This is a genomic window from Sphingopyxis sp. LARHCG72 (genome assembly GCF_052871675.1).
In genome coordinates this window covers 19,294-37,430 of record NZ_JBIXJU010000002.1, presented here as the reverse complement: position 1 = coordinate 37,430, position 18,137 = coordinate 19,294, and the positions used below count along the sequence as shown (strand labels likewise).

At 65.7% G+C, this 18,137-nt stretch carries 24 protein-coding genes; 18 read left to right on the top strand and 6 right to left on the bottom strand.

The features are described 5' to 3' along the window. Window positions 1–186: 186 nt before the first annotated feature. The 7 genes from manD (at window position 187) to ACIPPQ_RS05215 (ending at window position 5,048) form a co-directional block, all read left to right on the top strand. Window positions 187–1,398 (top strand): D-mannonate dehydratase ManD, encoded by a 1,212-nt coding sequence (manD, locus tag ACIPPQ_RS05245; RefSeq protein WP_446543147.1) that lies wholly within the window; start codon window positions 187–189, stop codon window positions 1,396–1,398. Continuing rightward, the gene (locus ACIPPQ_RS05240; protein ID WP_446543146.1) at window positions 1,398–2,291 is read left to right on the top strand and encodes a DUF4861 family protein; all 894 of its coding nucleotides are present in this window, start codon (window positions 1,398–1,400) and stop codon (window positions 2,289–2,291) included. The genes manD and ACIPPQ_RS05240 overlap by 1 nt, the downstream gene beginning before the upstream one ends. Window positions 2,292–2,324: 33 nt before the next feature. Further along, window positions 2,325–3,032: a FadR/GntR family transcriptional regulator gene (locus ACIPPQ_RS05235; protein ID WP_446543145.1), complete on the top strand. Its 708-nt coding sequence runs from the start codon at window positions 2,325–2,327 to the stop codon at window positions 3,030–3,032. Window positions 3,033–3,144: 112 nt separating this feature from the next. Next, window positions 3,145–3,642 (top strand): response regulator transcription factor, encoded by a 498-nt coding sequence (locus tag ACIPPQ_RS05230; protein ID WP_327457015.1) that lies wholly within the window; start codon window positions 3,145–3,147, stop codon window positions 3,640–3,642. A gap of 61 nt (window positions 3,643–3,703) precedes the next feature. Further along, complete coding sequence (locus tag ACIPPQ_RS05225; RefSeq protein ID WP_446543144.1) at window positions 3,704–4,078, top strand: hypothetical protein; 375 nt, start codon at window positions 3,704–3,706, stop codon at window positions 4,076–4,078. Window positions 4,079–4,103: 25 nt separating this feature from the next. Then, on the top strand, window positions 4,104–4,517 hold the full coding sequence (locus tag ACIPPQ_RS05220; protein WP_327456413.1) for a hypothetical protein: 414 nt from the start codon (window positions 4,104–4,106) through the stop codon (window positions 4,515–4,517). Between the two features lie 30 nt (window positions 4,518–4,547). Then, on the top strand, window positions 4,548–5,048 hold the full coding sequence (locus ACIPPQ_RS05215) for a MarR family winged helix-turn-helix transcriptional regulator (RefSeq protein ID WP_446543143.1): 501 nt from the start codon (window positions 4,548–4,550) through the stop codon (window positions 5,046–5,048). Window positions 5,049–5,085: 37 nt separating this feature from the next. On the opposite strand, the gene ACIPPQ_RS05210 is transcribed toward ACIPPQ_RS05215, so the two are convergent. The 6 genes from ACIPPQ_RS05210 to ACIPPQ_RS05185 form a co-directional block, all read right to left on the bottom strand. After that, window positions 5,086–5,832 (bottom strand): sigma-70 family RNA polymerase sigma factor, encoded by a 747-nt coding sequence (locus ACIPPQ_RS05210; RefSeq protein WP_446543142.1) that lies wholly within the window; start codon window positions 5,830–5,832, stop codon window positions 5,086–5,088. Then, on the bottom strand, window positions 5,822–7,945 hold the full coding sequence (flhA, locus tag ACIPPQ_RS05205) for a flagellar biosynthesis protein FlhA (protein WP_446543141.1): 2,124 nt from the start codon (window positions 7,943–7,945) through the stop codon (window positions 5,822–5,824). Before flhA ends, ACIPPQ_RS05210 begins: the two co-directional genes overlap by 11 nt. Then, window positions 7,942–8,769, bottom strand: a complete 828-nt coding sequence (locus tag ACIPPQ_RS05200) for a transglycosylase SLT domain-containing protein (protein ID WP_446543140.1) — start codon at window positions 8,767–8,769, stop codon at window positions 7,942–7,944. Before ACIPPQ_RS05200 ends, flhA begins: the two co-directional genes overlap by 4 nt. A 79-nt stretch (window positions 8,770–8,848) precedes the next feature. Next, entirely contained in the window at window positions 8,849–9,142 is a 294-nt protein-coding gene (locus tag ACIPPQ_RS05195; RefSeq protein WP_446543139.1) for a hypothetical protein, read from the bottom strand. A gap of 11 nt (window positions 9,143–9,153) precedes the next feature. Further along, on the bottom strand, window positions 9,154–9,450 hold the full coding sequence (gene flgM, locus ACIPPQ_RS05190; RefSeq protein WP_446543138.1) for a flagellar biosynthesis anti-sigma factor FlgM: 297 nt from the start codon (window positions 9,448–9,450) through the stop codon (window positions 9,154–9,156). A 170-nt stretch (window positions 9,451–9,620) separates the two neighbouring features. Then, window positions 9,621–10,139: a flagella basal body P-ring formation protein FlgA gene (locus ACIPPQ_RS05185; protein ID WP_446543137.1), complete on the bottom strand. Its 519-nt coding sequence runs from the start codon at window positions 10,137–10,139 to the stop codon at window positions 9,621–9,623. A 258-nt stretch (window positions 10,140–10,397) separates the two neighbouring features. Between ACIPPQ_RS05185 and flgB the strand changes: the two genes are divergently transcribed. From flgB to ACIPPQ_RS05130, 11 genes are read left to right on the top strand one after another with little or no spacing between them, the layout of a single operon-like run. Continuing rightward, window positions 10,398–10,751: a flagellar basal body rod protein FlgB gene (gene flgB / locus ACIPPQ_RS05180; protein WP_446543136.1), complete on the top strand. Its 354-nt coding sequence runs from the start codon at window positions 10,398–10,400 to the stop codon at window positions 10,749–10,751. Continuing rightward, complete coding sequence (flgC, locus tag ACIPPQ_RS05175; protein ID WP_446543135.1) at window positions 10,748–11,158, top strand: flagellar basal body rod protein FlgC; 411 nt, start codon at window positions 10,748–10,750, stop codon at window positions 11,156–11,158. The genes flgB and flgC overlap by 4 nt, the downstream gene beginning before the upstream one ends. A gap of 1 nt (window position 11,159) precedes the next feature. After that, complete coding sequence (locus tag ACIPPQ_RS05170; protein ID WP_327456393.1) at window positions 11,160–11,456, top strand: flagellar hook assembly protein FlgD; 297 nt, start codon at window positions 11,160–11,162, stop codon at window positions 11,454–11,456. Between the two features lie 13 nt (window positions 11,457–11,469). Further along, window positions 11,470–12,297: a flagellar hook-basal body complex protein gene (locus ACIPPQ_RS05165; protein WP_446543134.1), complete on the top strand. Its 828-nt coding sequence runs from the start codon at window positions 11,470–11,472 to the stop codon at window positions 12,295–12,297. Between the two features lie 35 nt (window positions 12,298–12,332). Then, entirely contained in the window at window positions 12,333–13,076 is a 744-nt protein-coding gene (flgF, locus tag ACIPPQ_RS05160; protein ID WP_327456389.1) for a flagellar basal-body rod protein FlgF, read from the top strand. A 12-nt stretch (window positions 13,077–13,088) separates the two neighbouring features. Continuing rightward, a complete protein-coding gene (flgG, locus tag ACIPPQ_RS05155; protein ID WP_327456387.1) occupies window positions 13,089–13,874 on the top strand; it encodes a flagellar basal-body rod protein FlgG in 786 nt (261 codons plus the stop codon). After that, complete coding sequence (locus ACIPPQ_RS05150) at window positions 13,855–14,514, top strand: flagellar basal body L-ring protein FlgH (protein ID WP_327456385.1); 660 nt, start codon at window positions 13,855–13,857, stop codon at window positions 14,512–14,514. The genes flgG and ACIPPQ_RS05150 overlap by 20 nt, the downstream gene beginning before the upstream one ends. A 14-nt stretch (window positions 14,515–14,528) precedes the next feature. Then, window positions 14,529–15,638 carry a flagellar basal body P-ring protein FlgI gene (locus ACIPPQ_RS05145; RefSeq protein ID WP_446543133.1) on the top strand — a complete coding sequence of 370 codons (1,110 nt, stop codon included), beginning with the start codon at window positions 14,529–14,531 and terminating at the stop codon, window positions 15,636–15,638. Continuing rightward, window positions 15,635–15,952, top strand: a complete 318-nt coding sequence (locus tag ACIPPQ_RS05140; RefSeq protein WP_327456383.1) for a rod-binding protein — start codon at window positions 15,635–15,637, stop codon at window positions 15,950–15,952. The genes ACIPPQ_RS05145 and ACIPPQ_RS05140 overlap by 4 nt, the downstream gene beginning before the upstream one ends. Beyond that, window positions 15,949–17,274: a flagellar hook-associated protein FlgK gene (flgK, locus tag ACIPPQ_RS05135; protein ID WP_446543132.1), complete on the top strand. Its 1,326-nt coding sequence runs from the start codon at window positions 15,949–15,951 to the stop codon at window positions 17,272–17,274. The genes ACIPPQ_RS05140 and flgK overlap by 4 nt, the downstream gene beginning before the upstream one ends. Before the next feature lie 13 nt (window positions 17,275–17,287). Beyond that, entirely contained in the window at window positions 17,288–18,118 is an 831-nt protein-coding gene (locus ACIPPQ_RS05130) for a flagellin N-terminal helical domain-containing protein (protein ID WP_446543131.1), read from the top strand. Window positions 18,119–18,137 lie beyond the last annotated feature (19 nt).

The following is an 18,137-nucleotide window of genomic DNA, read 5'->3' as shown; positions in this document are numbered from 1 at the left end:
GCGAAAGGAGAAGCGCTCTGGTGCGGTTTCACCGAATGCGGGGAGCACCCGGCGCTTCGCATCCTCTTTCCTCTCCCGTAGAGGTGCCGGCCTTTGGCCTTGACACCGGTGACATATGTCTTTCCTTTTCGATCGAGTGTCAATAAGGTTGTCACACAACTACTCCATATGCCCAGAGGGGATCGAATGCCGAAGATCGTGTCAGCGCGGGTGATATTGACCTCGCCGGGCCGCAATTTCACGACGCTGAAGATCGAATGCGACGACGGCACCACCGGCGTCGGCGATGCGACGCTCAACGGGCGCGAGCTTGCGGTCGCAAGCTATCTTTCGGAGCATGTCGTCCCGTGCCTGATCGGGCGCGACGCGCACCGGATCGAGGATATCTGGCAATATCTCTACAAGGGCGCCTATTGGCGCCGCGGCCCGGTGACGATGGCGGCGATCGCCGCGGTCGACATGGCGCTGTGGGATATCAAGGGCAAGGTCGCCGGGCTGCCGGTCTACCAGCTGCTCGGCGGCGCGGCGCGCGAGGGGTGCATGGTCTATGGCCACGCCAATGGCGCGAGCATCGAAGACACGATCGAGGCGGCGCTCGATTATCAGCGGCAGGGGTATAAGGCGATCCGGCTGCAATGCGGCGTGCCGGGGATGGCGTCGACCTATGGCGTCAGCAATGACCGTTATTTCTACGAACCCGCCGACAATGACCTGCCGACCGAGAATGTCTGGTCGACCGCGAAATATATGCGCGTCGTCCCCGAACTGTTCGCCGCGGCGCGCGAGGTGCTCGGCTGGGATGTTCATTTGCTCCACGACGTCCATCACCGGCTGACCCCGATCGAGGCGGCGCGGCTCGGCAAGGATCTTGAGCCATATCGCCCCTTCTGGATCGAGGATGCGACCCCGGCGGAGGATCAAGACGCGTTCCGCCTGATCCGCCAGCATACGACGACCCCGCTGGCGGTCGGCGAGATCTTCTCGTCGGTGTGGGATTGCAAGGCGCTGATCGAGAACCGGCTGATCGACTATATCCGCGCGACCGTGCTCCACGCGGGCGGGATCACCCACATGCGCCAGATCGCCTCGCTCGCCGACCTCTACCAGATCCGCACCGGCTGCCACGGCGCGACCGACCTGTCGCCGGTGACGATGGCTGCGGCGCTGCACCTCGGCCTGTCGATCCCGAATTTCGGGGTGCAGGAATATATGCGCCACACGGCGGAAACCGACGCGGTGTTCCCGCACGCCTACCGCTTCGAGGGCGGGATGCTCCACCCGGGCGACGCGCCGGGGCTGGGCGTCGATATCGACGAGGGACTCGCCGAAACCTTTCCTTATGCCCGTGCCTATCTGCCGGTGAACCGGCTCGAGGACGGGACGATGTGGAGTTGGTGATGCGGCCGGCATTCCTCGCGCTCTTCCTGCTGGCCGCGCCGGCGGCGGCGCAGGAGCACCAGCCGATGCGGCCGGCGACGGCGGAGGAGCAGAAAGCGCGCGCCGCGGTGACGATTGCCGACTACCGCTTCGACGACCTGCTCTGGGAAAACGACCGCATCGCGTACCGCATCTACGGCCGCGCGCTGGAGGCGGCGGAGCCGCCGTCGTCGTCGGGGATCGACGCATGGGGCAAGCGCGTGCGCTGGCCCTTCATGGACCGCCAGCTTCGCACCGGCGACCAGCATAGCGACCATGGCGAAGGCATCGATTTCTACAATGTCGGCACCGGGCGTGGGGTCGGCGGGCTCGGTATTTGGCACGACAACAAGCTGTGGACCTCGCGCAACTATGTGCGGCCGCGCATCCTGCGATCGGGCCCCGATGTCGCGGATTTCACCGTCGATTACGATCCCTGGCCGGTCGATGTCGCGCGGACGGTGCGCGAGACGCGCCGCTTCACCTTGCCCGCGGGGACGAATTTCACCCGCATGACCTCGACCATCGCGTCGAGCAGCGATGCGGAGCTGATCGTCGGCATCGGCATTTCGAAGCGGCCGGTGGGCGGTGGCAAGCTGGGCGAGGTGAAGAAGGATAAGGCGGCGGCGCGGCTCGTCTGGTGGGACCCCGCCGATGGCGACAAGGGGCGGATGGCGGCGGCGGTGATCGTCGACCCGGCCGCCTTTGCCGGCTTTGCCGAAGACGCCGACAATTACCTGATCCTCGCGCGCGTCCGGCCGGGGCAGCCCTTCGTCTATTACAGCGGCGCGGCGTGGGACCGCGGCGGCGATTTCGCGGTGCAGGGCGACTGGAATAGCTATGTCGATGCGCAACGCCCCGATTTCCGGCCCTAGCCAGTTTTGAAACGCAATGATAACGCGTCAACCATGGTAGCAACCAAGGCGGCATCGCTGGCGGACGATCTGGTCCAGCGTTTCGAGGAACGGATCGAGACGGGCGAAATGCCGCCCGGATCGCGCTTTCCGACCGAAAAGGCGATGACCGAAGATTTCGGCGTCAGCCGCACCGTCGTGCGCGAGGCCTATTCGCGGCTCGCGGCGCGCGGCTTGCTCGAATCGCGGCGCGGATCGGGTGCCTATGTTCCCGACGGCGCGCAATATCGTGCGTTCCAGGTCACCGCCGAGGAAGTCGGCGAGATCGACGATGTGCTCAAACTGCTCGAAATGCGCATGGGGTTCGAGGCCGAGATGGCCGACCTTGCCGCGCGGCGCCGCACCGAAAAGGACCTGGTCGAGCTGCACCGCACGCTCGACGCGATGGAGAAAAGCAGCGACGTCGACGCCTCGGTCGCCGCCGATGCCGCCTTTCATGCGGCGATTGCCAGCGCCACGGGCAACCCCTATTTCCTCCGCTTCACCCAGTTCCTCGGCGTGCGCCTCGTCCCGTCGCGGCGGCTGTACCTGCAAGGCGATGACCCGGTCCAGCACCAGCGCTATGCGCACACGATCAACCGCGATCATGAGGCGATCGTCGTCGCGATCGAGGCGGGCGATCCCGCCGCGGCGCGGCGCGCGGCGCGGCGCCATATCGAAAAATCGATCCTGCGCTATCGCACCCTGAAGGAAGCGCAATAGCGAAGAGCCGCATCATCCGGGGCCGTTACGGCTCGCATGGACGTGCGGGCGCGTGGCCGGGAATGGGGCAGGCAAGAAATTAGCTATCTACCGACCTTGATTTCGACTCGTGATGCTCTATTCCAACCCCGTGCACGGCGACCCCGACAATTACATCAGCCTGCTGTCGGCGGCGCAGATTGAAACGTTGCGGCACGTTTACGAGCACAAAAATTCCAAGCAGATCGCCCGGCTGATGAATGTTTCGCCGCACACGGTCGACGAACGCGTCCGGCGCGTGTTGAAGAAACTTAATGTTTCTAACAGGATAGAGGCAGCGCGCATCCTGGCTGTTAACGGTGTCTTCGATCATGTTACCCCTTATCAGCCTTTGACATATCAATTGATCGACCTAGGCGAGGTTACCCCGGCCGACGATGCCAAGCCGGGGCGCAGTTCGTTTCGGCGATTATTCGATATTGGTTCGCCATTTCCGACCGCGTCCCAGCCGGCCAACCGGCATGGGTTGATGGAAAGGATAATCTGGCCGATCCTGATCGCATTTGCGACGATTTTGGCCTTCTCCGCCCTCTATTCGATCCTTGTCGGACTCGGTCGTGTGATGACCTGAATGTTCGAACCGAATGCTGCGGGGGGGAAACCGGTAGCATTCTTTTTCAAGGAAAAAGAAGATGCTGAACGAACGAGTTTCTGCAGCAAAGAAGATCGCTTCCGAGCTGCATTTGGCCGAAGACGCCATCGACGAAGCGATGATCCGTATCGCCCAGCTTGCCGCGACGCTGCCCACCGCGCGCCGCGAAACCAACATGTCGGCGATCGTCGGACAGGAAGCGATGGCGAAGGTCGCGCATGCGCTCGCCGCCGCCGGCGAGGTCCGCCAGCTCTTGACCGACGCGCATCTGGCGCTGACGGTGACGCAGAAGGAAGTCGGCCTCGGCACGCGGATGTTCGGCGCGGGCGTCAAACCGGCGGCCGCCAAGCTGGTCGACGAAGGCAGCAACGATCGCTCGGGCGTCGACGCGCCCGCGTTCGCGAAGGCCGGTTGATCCGCAAGAAAGGTTGATAGCCACAATGTGGTCCGTGGCGATCTATTATGTTGTGCTGTTCATCACGGTGGCCGTCGCGATCCGACGCGGCGGGCCACTGGAACGCTGGGCAGCCTATACAGCATTGATCGCCTCGGTCCTCACCAGTGCCGTGACACCCTTCCCGACCTGGACCGATATTGAGTTTAATATCTTCGTCATCGACATGCTGGTTCTGCTGAGTTTCTGGCTCATCGCCATGAAAGCGCACAGTTTCTGGCCCTACTGGATCACCGGATGGCAGCTCATTGCCATTTTCGGGCATATCCAGAAGTTCATGTTCTCGGAGATATTGGCGCGACCCTATTCGCTCCTCTCAGTCTATATATCGTACCCGATCCTGTTGCTGATCATCTACGCATCGGGATCGTCCAGTCGGCGGAACGACGTCGCAGCCTAGTGTGCGTGGCTCCCCGGGGGGCATCACTACATGCAGCAATTTTCGAACCAAGAAATTGCCGAGCTGAAATCGCGTGTCGACCAGATTCAGGAGCTGCTCGCCGGCCGTGCCGAAGAGCTGGCGGTTCCTGTGCGCGCCGAAGCCGGCACGCGGGGCGAAGCGCCGCCGACGGCGGGGCTGCTCGACCAGCTGTCGTTCAGCATCCAGATCCGGCGGATCCGCCGCAGCCATTTCGGCACCGCGGAGATGTCGGGCCCGACATGGGACATGATGCTCGACCTCATGCTGGCCGGGACGCACGGACGCGTGCTCAGCGCGAGCGACCTTGCCACCGGCGCGGGGGTTCCGCTGTCGTCGGGACTGCGCATGATCAGCGCGCTCGAACGGCTGGGACTGGTCCACCGTGCGATCGACGAGCGCGACCGGCGCCGCACGATCGTTCGGCTGACCGACGTCGGCACCGAGCGCATGGCGAGCTATTTCGACAAGGTCGGTGCCGCGTGGCAGGCCGGGCAGACGCTGGCGGCCTGACGGTCCTTAAGGCGGCAGGACCGGCCGCCGGCGCGGGTCATTCGGTCATCTCGCGCATCATGCGGTCGACCTTGATCATCGCCTCGCGCTTGATCTGGCAGATGCGCGCGGCGCTGACGTCGAGCGTCAGCCCGATCTCGTGCAGGTTGAGTTCTTCGAAGAAATAGAGCTGCAGCACCATCTGCTCGCGCTCGGACAGGCGGCTGACGCACTGGCGCAGCGCACCCATCAAATCCTCCTGCTCGCATTTCTCGCCCGCGCCGACGCCCTCGTCGGCGACGAGGAAAGCGCCGATGTCGGTCAGCTCGTCGAGCGAGGTCGAACGGCCGTGCGTCGCATTGCGTTCGAGCGCGAAATAGTCCTCCGCCGACATGTCGAACGCGACCGCCATCTCGGCGGCGGTCGGCGCGCGCATCAACTGCTGTTCGAGCGCGCCGCGCATCGCCTGGATCCGCTTCGCCGCAGTCATCGCCGAACGGCCGACATCGGCTTCGCGGCGCAGCTGGTCGATCATCGCGCCGCGGATGCGCGTCGTGGCATAGGTGGCGAACGCAAAACCGCGCTCTTCATAGTGGCGGCTTGCCTCGATCAGCGCGATCAGCCCGGTCTGGATCAGGTCGTCGAGTTCGCTCGTCCGCGACACGCGCGAAAACACCTGCCACGCGATCTTGCGGACCAGCGGCGAATATTCCTCGACCAGCGCCTCGACGCTTTCGCCATAGCCGCGCGCGCGCGGAGCGCGTCCGACGGTCCCGGCAAATTGCTCGGCGGGCTCAATTCTCATGCGGTTGGTCCTCCATGTGGGCGTCGGCCCCGTTCGCGAGGCGCGGCACTTCGGCGCCGATCGTCGCGACGATTTCGGTCTGCTTGTTCGCCGGGATTTCGAGGTAGGAAATGACGGCAACATCGGGGAAAGTGGCGCGCACGAGCCGCGACAGCGCCGAACGGCAGATCGGCGAGGCGACGAGCGCGAAGCTGCGCGTCTGGAGCAGCAGGGGTTCGACCGCCTGGCCGACCTGTTCGATGATCGTCATCGCCATGCCATGCTCGAACGGCCATTCGGCGGCGGGGTTGGCGCGCACCGCCTGGTTGAGCAGCATCTCGACCTCGGGGCTGAAGGTGACGACGGGCAGCGGCATCCGGCTCGGCACGATCGTCTGCACGATCAGCGCGCCGATGCGCTGGCGCACCGCCTCGACAAGGTCGCTCTCGCCGAGTTGCTGACCCGACAGCGTGACCATCGCTTCGGCGATCTTGCGGAAGTCGCGCAGCGGCACGCGCTCGACGAGCAGGGATTTGCACAGGCTCGCGACGCGCGGCAGCGCATAGCCCTGCGGGCTGAGATTCTGCGCGAGCTGCGGATAATGGATCTTGAGATTTTCGATCAGCGCCTGCGCGTCGTCGATGCCGAACAGTTCGGCGGCGGCGCCGACGATGCTGTTGTTGAGGTGCGTCGCGACCACGGTCGCCGGGTCGACGACGGTATAACCCGCGGCGATCGCGTCATTCTGCATCGCCTTCGGGATCCACAGCGCGTCGAGGCCGAAGGTCGGGTCCTTGCACGGCCGACCCGTAACCTTGGTGACGAGGTCGCCCGAATCGAGCGCGAGCATTTCATTGGGGAAAACCTCGTCCTCGCCGACGATCACCCCGGCGACCGAGATGCGATAGACATTGCCCGGCAGCGACAGGTCGTCGGTGACCTTCACCGGCGGGACGACGAAGCCGAGTTCCTTCGACAATTGGCGGCGGATGCCCGTGATCCGCGTCATCAGCGGCGAGCCCTTGCGTTCGTCGACGAGGCTGACGAGCGCATAGCCGATCTCGAGCTGGCACGCGCTCGCGTCGCTGACGTCGGCCCATTCGATATGCGACGGGTCGGGCGCGGGCGCCGCCGGCTCGGGCAGGTCGGCGACCGCGGCGGCGCTGCGGCGCAGCTGCCAGCCGATACCGAAGGACAGCGCGGCAGCGGGGAGGATCAGCATCTGCGGCATCTCGGGGACGAGGCCGAGGATGAACAGGATGCCGCCGACCGCCATCCAGATGGCGGGCGAGGCGAACTGGCTGCCGATCTGGCCGCTGAGGTCGAAGGGCGAGGCGACGCGGGTGACGATCGCCGCGGCGGCGATCGACAGCAGCAGCGCGGGAATTTGCGCGACGAGCGCATCGCCGATCGCGAGCGTGACATAAGTGCTACCCGCTTCGGAGAAGCTGAGCCCGTGGCTGAAGATGCCGAGAATGAGCCCGCCGACGATATTGACGAAGAGGATCAGCAGGCCGGCGACCGCGTCGCCCTTCACGAATTTCGACGCACCGTCCATCGAGCCGTAGAAATCGGCCTCGGTCGCGACTTCGACGCGGCGCGCCTTCGCTTCTTCGGGGGTCAGCAGCCCGGCGTTGAGATCGGCGTCGATCGCCATCTGCTTGCCCGGCAAGGCGTCGAGGGTGAAGCGCGCCGACACTTCGGACACGCGCCCGGCGCCCTTGGTGATCACGATCAGGTTGATGATCATCAGGACGAAAAAGACGAACAGGCCGACGACATAGTCGCCGCCGATCAGCACCTGGCCGAACGCCTCGATGACATGCCCCGCCGACGCGGTGCCTTCGTGGCCGTGGACGAGCACGACGCGCGTCGAGGCGACGTTGAGCGCGAGCCGGAACAATGTCGCGAGCAGCAACACGGTCGGGAAGGCCGAGAAATCGAGCGGTTTCGACGCCTGCAATGCGACCATCAGGATGAGCAGGCTGATCATGATGTTGGCGACGAAGCTGATGTCGAGGATCAACGGCGAAACCGGAATCACCATCAGGCCGACGAGGATCAGCATCCCCGCGGGCAGCGCTGATACACCGGCGATGCGGCCGATATTGGCCAGATTGAAGCCGCCGGTCATGCCGCGCCTCCCGAAAGCGAGGCGAGCCGCCGATAGGCATCGGCGGCAAAGCCCATCGAGAGCTTTTTCGGCATAGGTTGGATATCCATCATCTGAAGTGGCGGTCGTCCGCCACCGGTGCCCGCGAGGCCCGCCGAACTGCTCGCCTGCGCGTGCCAGCCCGAGGGGGCGAAGGTTTTCATATTTTCGATCTTGCCGCCGTCCTCGAGTTTCACGCGAAAGCGTTCGCGGATCTCGGCGAGGCTGCGCATGCTGCCGTCGGGGGCGTAAAAGACCGACCGGTTCGCGGCCGCGGCCTCAGGCATCATCGATGCGCCGGGCTGGTCGGGATTGCTTTCGAGCGCCGACAGGAATTTGGCGGCGCCGCCTGACCCAAGAAAATGCGCGAGATAGAGGTCGACCGGCTCGGCGCTGCGGCCGATCCGGCTTTCGAGATAGTCGCGATTGTCGCCGGTCAGCGCGGCGGCCATGTTCGACGAAGCGGCGGGATCGTCGCGCAGGTCGAAAATCTGCTGGCGGAGCGTCGGGTCGGTCACCGTCAGCCGGCCGGAGGCGTCGCGGCCGATCGCGTCGGCCGCCCAGGCGAGCCCGTGGTTTGCGCCATGGCGATCGAGCGTTGCGAGCCAGGTCTGCTTGGTGAACTGGTACAGTCCGCGGGCGGACGATGTCGGCGCCTTCGCTGTCGGGTTATACCCGCTTTCGACGCGCGCGACGTCGACCAGATAGTCGAAATCGATTCCCGACCGCGCCGACGCATTCTGCACTGCATCCATGACGGGTGCGGCGATGCGCGATGGGCCCTGGGGATTGTTGATTGCGTTCATGGCTGTCGTTCCGCTGGTTCAGCAGAACAAAAGCAATCATCGTGCCATTTCGCCGAAATGACACTAAATCACATGGTTATCAGTATCTTAAAGCGGCGCCCCGGTGATGGGTGCCACGGATTTCATGGCTCCTGTCAATCCTCTGACGCGTCCAGTCCTTCAGGATGTTGACGCGCACCGCGGCCGCCTCCAGCCGTCCGAGCGTCTGGCCGATCAGCGTTCGCGCGCGAAGCTCGCTGCCCGCGGGGATATTCGCGCCGCGAAACAGGATTACCGCGGTGGCCAGCTCCTCGGTCGCGGCGATGATGGCGCCGGCATCGTGCCCGTCGAGCGCGCCGACCAGCGTGTCGAGCCGCGATTGAATCTCGTCCATTTGCGAAAGCATCAATCGGCTCCGCCGTGGAAATCGAGCATCGCGCTCGCGATGATCGCGGGGTGAACGCCATAGCTGCCGCCGGCGATCGCGGTGCGGAGCGCGGCGACGCGCGCGACGTCGACCGGCGGTGCCTGGTCGGCGAGGCTGCTCGCAAGGCGCGTGAGGCGTGCGGTCGGCAGGCTGTCCTGCGTCGGCTGGAGCTGCGTCGCGGCGCGCATCGGCACCGCCGTTTCGCTGGCGACCCGGCGCAACGGGACGGCGCGGCCGATGCCGCCGACTGGTCCGATCTTGCTGTCACCCGACATAATGGCCTCCATCCGATGCCGTCAGAAAAGTGACGACGCGGTTCACGAAGGCTTTAACGGACGGTGTATGCCGCGATTAAGGCGCCCGGTCGCAAAAAGGCAAAAGAAGGGCCCGGCGGCGTCGGAATGCCGACAGCCCCGGGCCGATGGGTAGGCAGCAGGTGGATAAATCAGTTGTCGAGGCGTGCGCGGCCCGGGCCGGTGACGGTGGCGCTGAGCGAGGATTTGGCGTCGTTTCCGCGCAAGGCGATGGTTTCGCCGATGCGGCCGTCCTGCGTTGCGATCGCGGCATAGCTGATCGAATAGCTTGGCGTGTCGATCGTCACGCGGACATTGTCGCCGCGGCGGATCACCGGCGCGCCGGATGACGGGCGGGCAAAGCCTGCCGCCGCGGGCGCGGCGTCGACAGGGCCGGTCATCGGCACGCGCAGGCGCCAGCCGAGCGGCGCGCAGCGCACCGCGAGCGTCTGGGCATCGATTGCAGTGACCGACGCCTGTTCGGGGCAGCGCGCCAGCTTGATCCGGCGATCGATCGGGGCCGCGCTCCGGCCCATTGCCGTTGCCACCATGTCGGTCAGCGCGTCGATGGCCTGCCAATCCTCATTGGCCTGCTGCGCGTGGCCGGCGGTCGGGACGGCGACAAGGCACGCCGCGAGGCAGGCGAAGCGGGTGGGGGTCTTGCGGGACATGGTCGATCTCCTTCGGGTCCAATGGCTCGCCCGATATTGTGCAGGAAGCGTGCCAGTCGCGCTTTGGTGCGTGGTTGCGTGCGGCAAGGCGCGGTGTCGTCGGATTTTTGACGAGCCTCGTTATGGCATCGGTTTTCTATGAAATAAATTACTGAAAATAAATGGAAAATCTAATCTGGCACGGCGATTGCATCATTCCTTGGTGATTTTCCGCGCGTCCGGGCTGCAGCCGGTCCGGACCCCGGCGAAAGGAAGTTGATGATGGCATCCGAGAAACTCTTTGGCCTGCACGCGACGGCGCTCCAGCTGCGCAGCCAGCGCATGATGATGCTCGCGTCGAACATCGCGAACGCCGCGACTCCGGGTTACAAGGCGCGCGACCTCGACTTCGCCAAGGCGCTCGACCTCGCGCGGCAGGGCGGATCGACCGCCAATGCCGTGGAGGGCGCGGTGGCCTATCGCGTCCCGGTCCAGGCGTCGCTCGACGGCAATACGGTCGAAATGGCGACCGAGCAGACGGCCTATGCCGAAAACGCGCTCGCATACCGCTCGAGCCTGTCGTTCCTCAGCGGGCGCATCAATACGCTGACGCGCGCGATCAAGGGCGAATGACGATGAACGGCAATTTCTCCGTCTTCGACATCAGCGGCCGCGCGATGTCGGCGCAGCTCGTCCGGCTGAACACCACCGCATCGAACCTCGCCAATGCGGGAACGGTCGCGGGTAGCGAGGCGGGCGCCTTCCGTTCGCTGAAGCCGGTGTTTCGTACCGTGATGGACGGCCAGGGCCGCGCGACGGTCCAGATCGACCAGGTCACGACCTCGAAAATGGCGCCGTCGAAGCGTCACGACCCGTCGAACCCGCTCGCCGACAAGGATGGCAACGTCTGGGAAGCCGCGGTCGATAGCGCCGCCGAACTGGTCGAGATGGTCGAGACCGCGCGCCAGTACCAGAGCAATGTCCAGGTCCTCGAAACCGCGAAGGGCCTGATCAACGAAACCCTCAGGATGGGACAGTAAGATGAGCGTCAACAGCATCAACAATAACAGCAACCCCGTGCTTCAGCCCAAGGGTGGCCAGCAGATGGGGCAGAGCGATTTCTTGCGCCTGATGACCGCGCAGCTGTCGCAGCAGGATCCGTTCAACCCCGTCGATAACCAGCAGATGGTTGCGCAGATGGCGCAATTCTCGAGCCTCGCGGGGATTAGCGAGACCAACACCGCGCTCGCAAAAATCTCGGAGCAGCTCACCGCACAGACGCAGCTGCTCAAGGACATCAAGGCTGCCACCCCGGCGCCGACTCCCCCCACCACCTAAGAAGGATCAGTCCATGTCATTCTATACTTCGCTTTCGGGCCTCAAGGGCGCGCAGACCGACATGTCGGTCATCTCGAACAATATCGCGAACGCCGGCTCGGTCGGCTTCAAGCGCAGCAAAGCGCAGTTCGGCGACATCTTCGCCTCGTCGCCGACGCAGTCGACGAAGATGATCGCGGGGCAGGGCACGCGCCTCAACGGCATCACCCAGCAGTTCACGCAAGGGTCGTACGAGGCGAGCGAAAAGACGCTCGATCTTGCGATCGTCGGCGAAGGCATGTTCATCGTGAAGGGCGAGCCGCCGCGCGAGGCGATCACCTATACCCGCAATGGCTCGTTCGAGCCGACCCCCGATCGCTATATCATCGATTCGACGGGTGCGAAGCTCCAGCTCCTGCCGATCGACGCGAACGGCAATGTCACGAACAACACGCTGGCCGGCGCATTCGACATGCGGCTCCCCGCGGGTGCGCCGAGCGATCCGACCTCGGCGCTGGTCAACGTCTCGATCGGCCTCGACGGCCTCGTGACCGCGACCTTTGCGAACGGTGAAGACCAGAAGCTCGGGAAAGTCGCGATGGCCACCTTCCCGACGATGTCGGGTCTGCGCCCGACCGGCGACGCGCACTGGCAATCGACCGGCGAAAGCGGTCCGCCGACGATCGACGCCGCGACCAACGGTCCGATGGGCGCTGTCCGCGCCGGCGCGCTCGAACGTTCGAACGTCGATATCACCGAGGAACTGGTGATGCTGATGGCCGCACAGCGCAATTTCCAGGCGAATGCCAAGGCGATCGAGGGCGCGTCCTCGCTGACCCAGACGATCATCGGCATGCGCTGACGCCGCGCTGACCGCCGCCTGCCGGGAGAATATCGATGGACCGCCTCATCTACACCAGCCTCACCGCGATGCGGGGCAGCATGGCCCGGCAGACGGCGATCGCCAACAATCTGGCGAATGCGCAGACGCCGGGCTTCCGTGCCGACATGGCCGAGGCGCAGTCCTTGTGGCTGAACGGCAGCGGACTCGACGCGCGCGCCATGGCTTCGGAAGAAGTGCTTGGCGCGGACATGCGCGCCGGGTCCGTCACATCGACGGGGCGCGACCTCGACATCGCGATGCAGGGCGATGCGCTGCTCGTGGTGCAGGCGAAGGACGGCGAAGAAGCCTATACGCGGCGCGGCGACCTGCAGATCTCGCCGAGCGGACTTCTGACCACTGGCGACGGCAATCCCGTGCAGGGTACGCAGGGTCCGGTGACGATCCCGCCCGCCGATGCGGTGACCATAGACAATGAAGGCCGCGTGTGGGTCGTGCCGCAGGGCGGCGATCCCGAAAATCCGCAGGAGGTCGACCGGCTGCGGCTCGCGACCCCGACGGGTTCGGACATTGCCAAGGGCCTCGACGGCCTGTTCCGCGTGAAGGGCGGCGGCATCCTGCCCGACGATCCCGAAGCACGGCTTCTCACCCGTTCGATCGAAGGATCGAACGTCGCGGCGACCACCGCGCTCGTCGAGATGATCGAGGCGAGCCGGAGCTGGGACACACAACTCAAGCTCGTCAGCGACGCGCGCGACATGGACAGCGCGACCGCCAACCTGATGCAGCTCCCCCGTTAAGGAGAATATGAAATGAGCTACGGTGCCTTGCACGTCGCACGAACCGGTCTGGATGCCCAGGGCTTCCGGATGCAGGTGATCGCCAACAACCTCGCCAACGTGAACACCACGGGCTTCAAGCGCGACCGCGCAAGCTTCGAGACATTGAGCTATCAGTTGATGACCGCGCCGGGTGCGCCGTCGTCGGCCGAAAACCGCTATGCGACCGGGCTCAATCTCGGCACCGGCGTCGCACTCAACGGCACCGCGCGTATCGATACGCAAGGTAGCTTCGCAACGACGGGCAACGGGCTCGACGTCGCGATCGACGGCGCCGGCTATTTCCAGGTCGAGATGCCCGACGGGCGCACCGGCTATACGCGTGCGGGCAATTTCGGCCGTGCGCCCGACGGGACGATCGTCACCTCGGACGGCAAGCCGGTGACCCCGGCGATCCAGATCCCCGAAGATGCGACCAATGTGTCGATCGGCGCCGATGGCACCGTTTCGGCGACCGGCGCCGACGGGACGATGACCGAACTCGGCCGGATCGAGATCGCGCGTTTTGCCAACCCCGCGGGGTTGCAGGCGATCGGCGGCAACCTGCTCGTCGAGACGCAGGCCTCGGGCGCCCCGCAAGTCGGCGGTGCGGGCGAGGAAGGCCGCGGCACGCTGCGCGGCGGGATGCTCGAGGGCTCGAACGTCAATGTCGTCGAGGAACTCGTCGACATGATCGAGACGCAGCGCGCGTATGAGGTCAATTCGAAGATGATCTCCGCCACCGACGAAATGCTGAAAAATGCGTCGCAGACTCTCTGAGCTGGCGATGCTCGCCCTCGCGCTCGCGCCGGTTGCGGCGCACGCGAAGGACAAGCTGCCGCCCGACGCCTTTTCGGTCACGATGCCGATGCCGCCGGCGCCCCTGCCGGCCAACGGCTCGATCTTTCAGGGCGGCTATGTGCCGCTCACCTCGGGCGGGCGCGCGGGCGCGGTCGGCGACATCGTCACGATCCAGCTCGTCGAGCGCACCGCTGCGACCAAAAGCAATGCCGCGGGCACGCAGCGCGACGGCAATATCGGCCTGACGCCGCCTGCTACCGGTCCGCTGTCGCTGTTCAACCCCAGCGATATCGCGATGGGCGGCGGCCAGCAGTTCAAGGGCAAGGGCGACGCGTCGCAGTCGAACGCGCTGTCGGGCGAAGTCAGCGTGACGATCGCCGCGGTCTATCCCAACGGGACGATGCTGGTGCGCGGCGAAAAGCTGCTCACCCTCAATCGCGGCGACGAGCGGGTCCAGATTTCGGGCATCATCCGCGCGATCGACATCAGCCCCGACAATCGCGTCCTGTCGACGCGCGTCGCCGACGCGAACATCCGTTACGTCGGCAAGGGCGAGATTGCGCGTGCCAGCCAGCAGGGTTGGCTCCAGCGCTTCTTCTCGCTCATCAGCCCCTTCTAAACGAGGAATTTGAAGTGACCCAGCGTCCGACCCTGTTCACCCTTTTCGCGCTTCTGCTCGCCAGCTTTGCCCTTGCGGCGCCGGCGCACGCCGAGCGCATCAAGGATATGGGCCAGTTCCAGGGCCTGCGCGCCAACCAGCTCACCGGCTACGGCATCGTCGTCGGCCTCGCGGGCACCGGCGACGACAGCCTCGACTATTCGACGCTGGGCATGAAGGGCGCGGTCTCGCGTTTCGGCCTGACCTTGCCGCCCGGGGTGAACCCGGCGCTGAAGAACGCCGCGGCGGTGATGATCACCGCCGAACTGCCGCCCTTCGCCAAGCCCGGCCAGCGTCTCGACGTCACCGTGTCGGCGATCGGCAAGTCGAAAAGCCTGCGCGGCGGCACGCTCGTGCTCGCCCCGCTGTATGGTGCCGACGGCCAGATTTATGCGATGGTGCAGGGCAATCTCGTCATCGGCGGCCTCGGAGTCGATGCCGCCGACGGATCGAAGCTGACGGTCAATGTCCCGTCGAGCGGCCGCATCGCAGGCGGCGCGACGGTCGAACGCGCGGTCGACACCGGCTTTGCCACGACCAGCTTTCTGACCTTTAACCTCCACCAGTTCGATGCCACCAATGCGAAGCGCGTGACCGATGCGATCAACGCGGCGCTGCCTGGCAGCGCCTCGATGATCGACGGCGCCAGCATCGCTATCCGCACCGGCGGCAACGGCGACGAGCGCATGCGGCTGATTTCGCAGATCGAAAATCTGGGCGTCCAGCGCGCCGAACCGCCCGCCAAGGTCATCGTCAATGCCCGCACCGGCACCGTCGTGATCAACGGCGCGGTCCGTGTCGGCACCGCCGCGGTGACGCAGGGCAAGCTGACCGTCTCGATCAAGGAATCGCCGATGGTCGTCCAACCCGCGCCGTTCAGCCGCGGCCAGACCGCGATCGAGCCGTCGAGCGAGATCGAGGTTGAGCAGGACTATCGTCCGGTGATGCTGGTCAAACCGACCGCTTCGCTTTCCGAACTCGTCGATGCGATCAATCGCATGGGCGTTCCCCCGGGCGACCTTGTCGCCATCCTCGAGGCGCTGAGCCAGGCCGGCGCGCTCACTGCGGAACTGGTGATCATATGACGAGCCCCATCTCTTCGATCGGCGCAACGCCGACCCCTGCCGCCGCGGGCGGCGGCGACGGCGGGCTGCGCAAGGCGGCCGAGGCGTTCGAAGCCGTGATCCTGCGCCAGCTGATGGCGTCGATGCGGCAGGCCAAGCTCGGCGACGATATCTTCGGATCGAGCGCGACCGACAATTTCCGCGAAATGGCCGACGCGCGCACCGCCGATTCGATCGCCGCGATGCGCCAGTTCGGCATCGCCGACATGGTCGAACAGCAGTTCCGCGGCCAGCTCGGCGGGCTTGCCGCGCGATCCGGGGGAGGCGTGCAATGAGCGACCTGCTCGGCATCGGCTATAGCGGTCTCAAGGCCTATTCGCGCGCGCTGTCGACGATCGGCGACAATATCGCCAACGCGCAGACGCCGGGCTATGCGCGGCGTCGGCTGGAGATGATGGAAGCCGTCGGTGGCGGCAATTCGATCTTCTATCGCGGCAATACCAACCCCGGCGGAGTCGACATCCGCGGTCTCGACCGCTCGGTCGACGCCTGGCTGATCGAGGATTCGCGCATCACCTCGGGCGATGCCGAACGCTCGTCGACGAAGCTTTCGTGGCTCGACAAGGTCGAGGGCGCGCTCAGCGACGAGACCAATGGCATCAAGACCGGCCTCACCAAATTGTTCACCACCGCCGACCAGTTGACGTCGGACCCGTCGAACCGGACGCTGCGCAGCCAGTTCCTGCAATCGGCCGACGATGTCGCGTCGGGTTTCCGCACCGCGGCGAACCAGCTCGACAAGATGGGCGAGGGGATCGAGGGCGCCGCGGCGAGCGGGGTCGACCAGTTCAACAGCAATCTCAATGCGCTCGAACAGATCAATATCGGGCTGCGCAAGGCGCGGCCGGGATCGACCAACGAGGCGAGCCTGCTCGACGAGCGCGACCGATTGCTCGACAAATTGTCGTCGCAGGCGGGGGTCAGCGCGACCTTCGACAATAATGGCGCGGTGACGTTGCGCGCGGCCGGATCGGGCGACCTGCTCGTCGGCGGCGGCGCGGTGAACCCGATCGCGGTGACCGCCGCCGCCGACGGGCGCCTGTCGTACAGCATCGGGGGGGCGCCGCTGGCGATCTCGACCGGTTCGCTCGCCGGGCTGGCCGAAGGCGCGAACCATGTCGCCGACCAGCGCGTCGCGCTCGACACGATGGCAAATGATTTTGCGGCCCAGCTCAACGCCGCGCACCAGGCCGGCACCGACGCCAACGGCAATCCGGGGCAGCCGCTGTTCACCGGCACGAGCGCCGCGACGCTGACCGCCGCGCCGCTCAGCCCCGACCAGGTCGCCGCGGCGAATGCGTCGGGCAGCAACGGCAACATGCTCGCCTTTGGCGCGATGCGCGGGGCGACCGACCCCGAATCGCGCTGGTCGGGCCATCTGGCGTCGCAGGCGCAGACGGTGGCTTCGGCGCGCGCGCAGGACGCCGCCGCCGCGACGCGTGCCGATGCGTCGGCCGCGGCGCGCGATTCGGTCAGCGAAGTCGACCTAGACAAGGAAGCCGCCGAATTGCTGCGTTTCCAGCAAGCCTATTCGGCCGCGGCGCGTACGATCCAGGTCGCGCGCGAAACGATGCAAACGCTCTTGAGCTCGCTGTAAGGAAGGCCCGATCATGATCAATGCCGTGGGCAATCGCATGACGCGCGAGATCGCGCGCCAGCAGAAACTCGCCGACCAGCTCGAGCGAACCCAGATCCAGATTTCGGGGGGCAAGAAATTGCTCCGCATGTCGGACGATCCGGTCGCCGCGCGGCGGATCGCGACGATCGGTACCAGCCAGGCGAGCATGACCGCCTGGTCCGCGAACGTCAATTCGGCGTCGGCGCTGGTTGCGCAGGCCGACGGGGTGATGAAGTCGGTGAGCGACCTGATGGTGCGCGCGCGCGAACTGACGCTCGCAGCCGCGAACGATTCGGCGAGCCCCGCCGACCGCGCCACCATCGCCGCCGAGCTCGGCACGATCGCCGACGAGATCGACAGCCTTGCCGCGACGCGCGATTCGAACGGCGAACCGGTGTTCGCGGCGGGGACCGCGCGCGTCATGCGGTTCGATTCGGATATCAGCTTTGCGCCCGTTCCCGCGGCCGCCGACGTTTTTGTTCTCGGTGGAAACAGCCTGTCGACGGGAATCCGCGACGCGGCCACCGCGATCGCGGCGGGCGACAAGGTCGCGATGGGGACATCGCTCGATACGCTCGCGACCGCGATCGGGCATGTCGCCGACAAACATGCCGAACTCGGCCTGTCGGGCGGGCGGCTCGAACGCGTCGGCGACGGGCTCGCCGCGCGCGGAATCACGCTCAAGGACGAACGCTCGGTGGTCGAGGATACCGACCTGTCGGTCGCGATCGCCGAACTCAACGCGCAGGACCTGACGCTGAGCGCGGCGCAGGCGGCCTTTGCAAAGATCAACCGGCAGACCTTGTTCGATATTTTGAACTGACGGCCCTCAATTTTCCGGC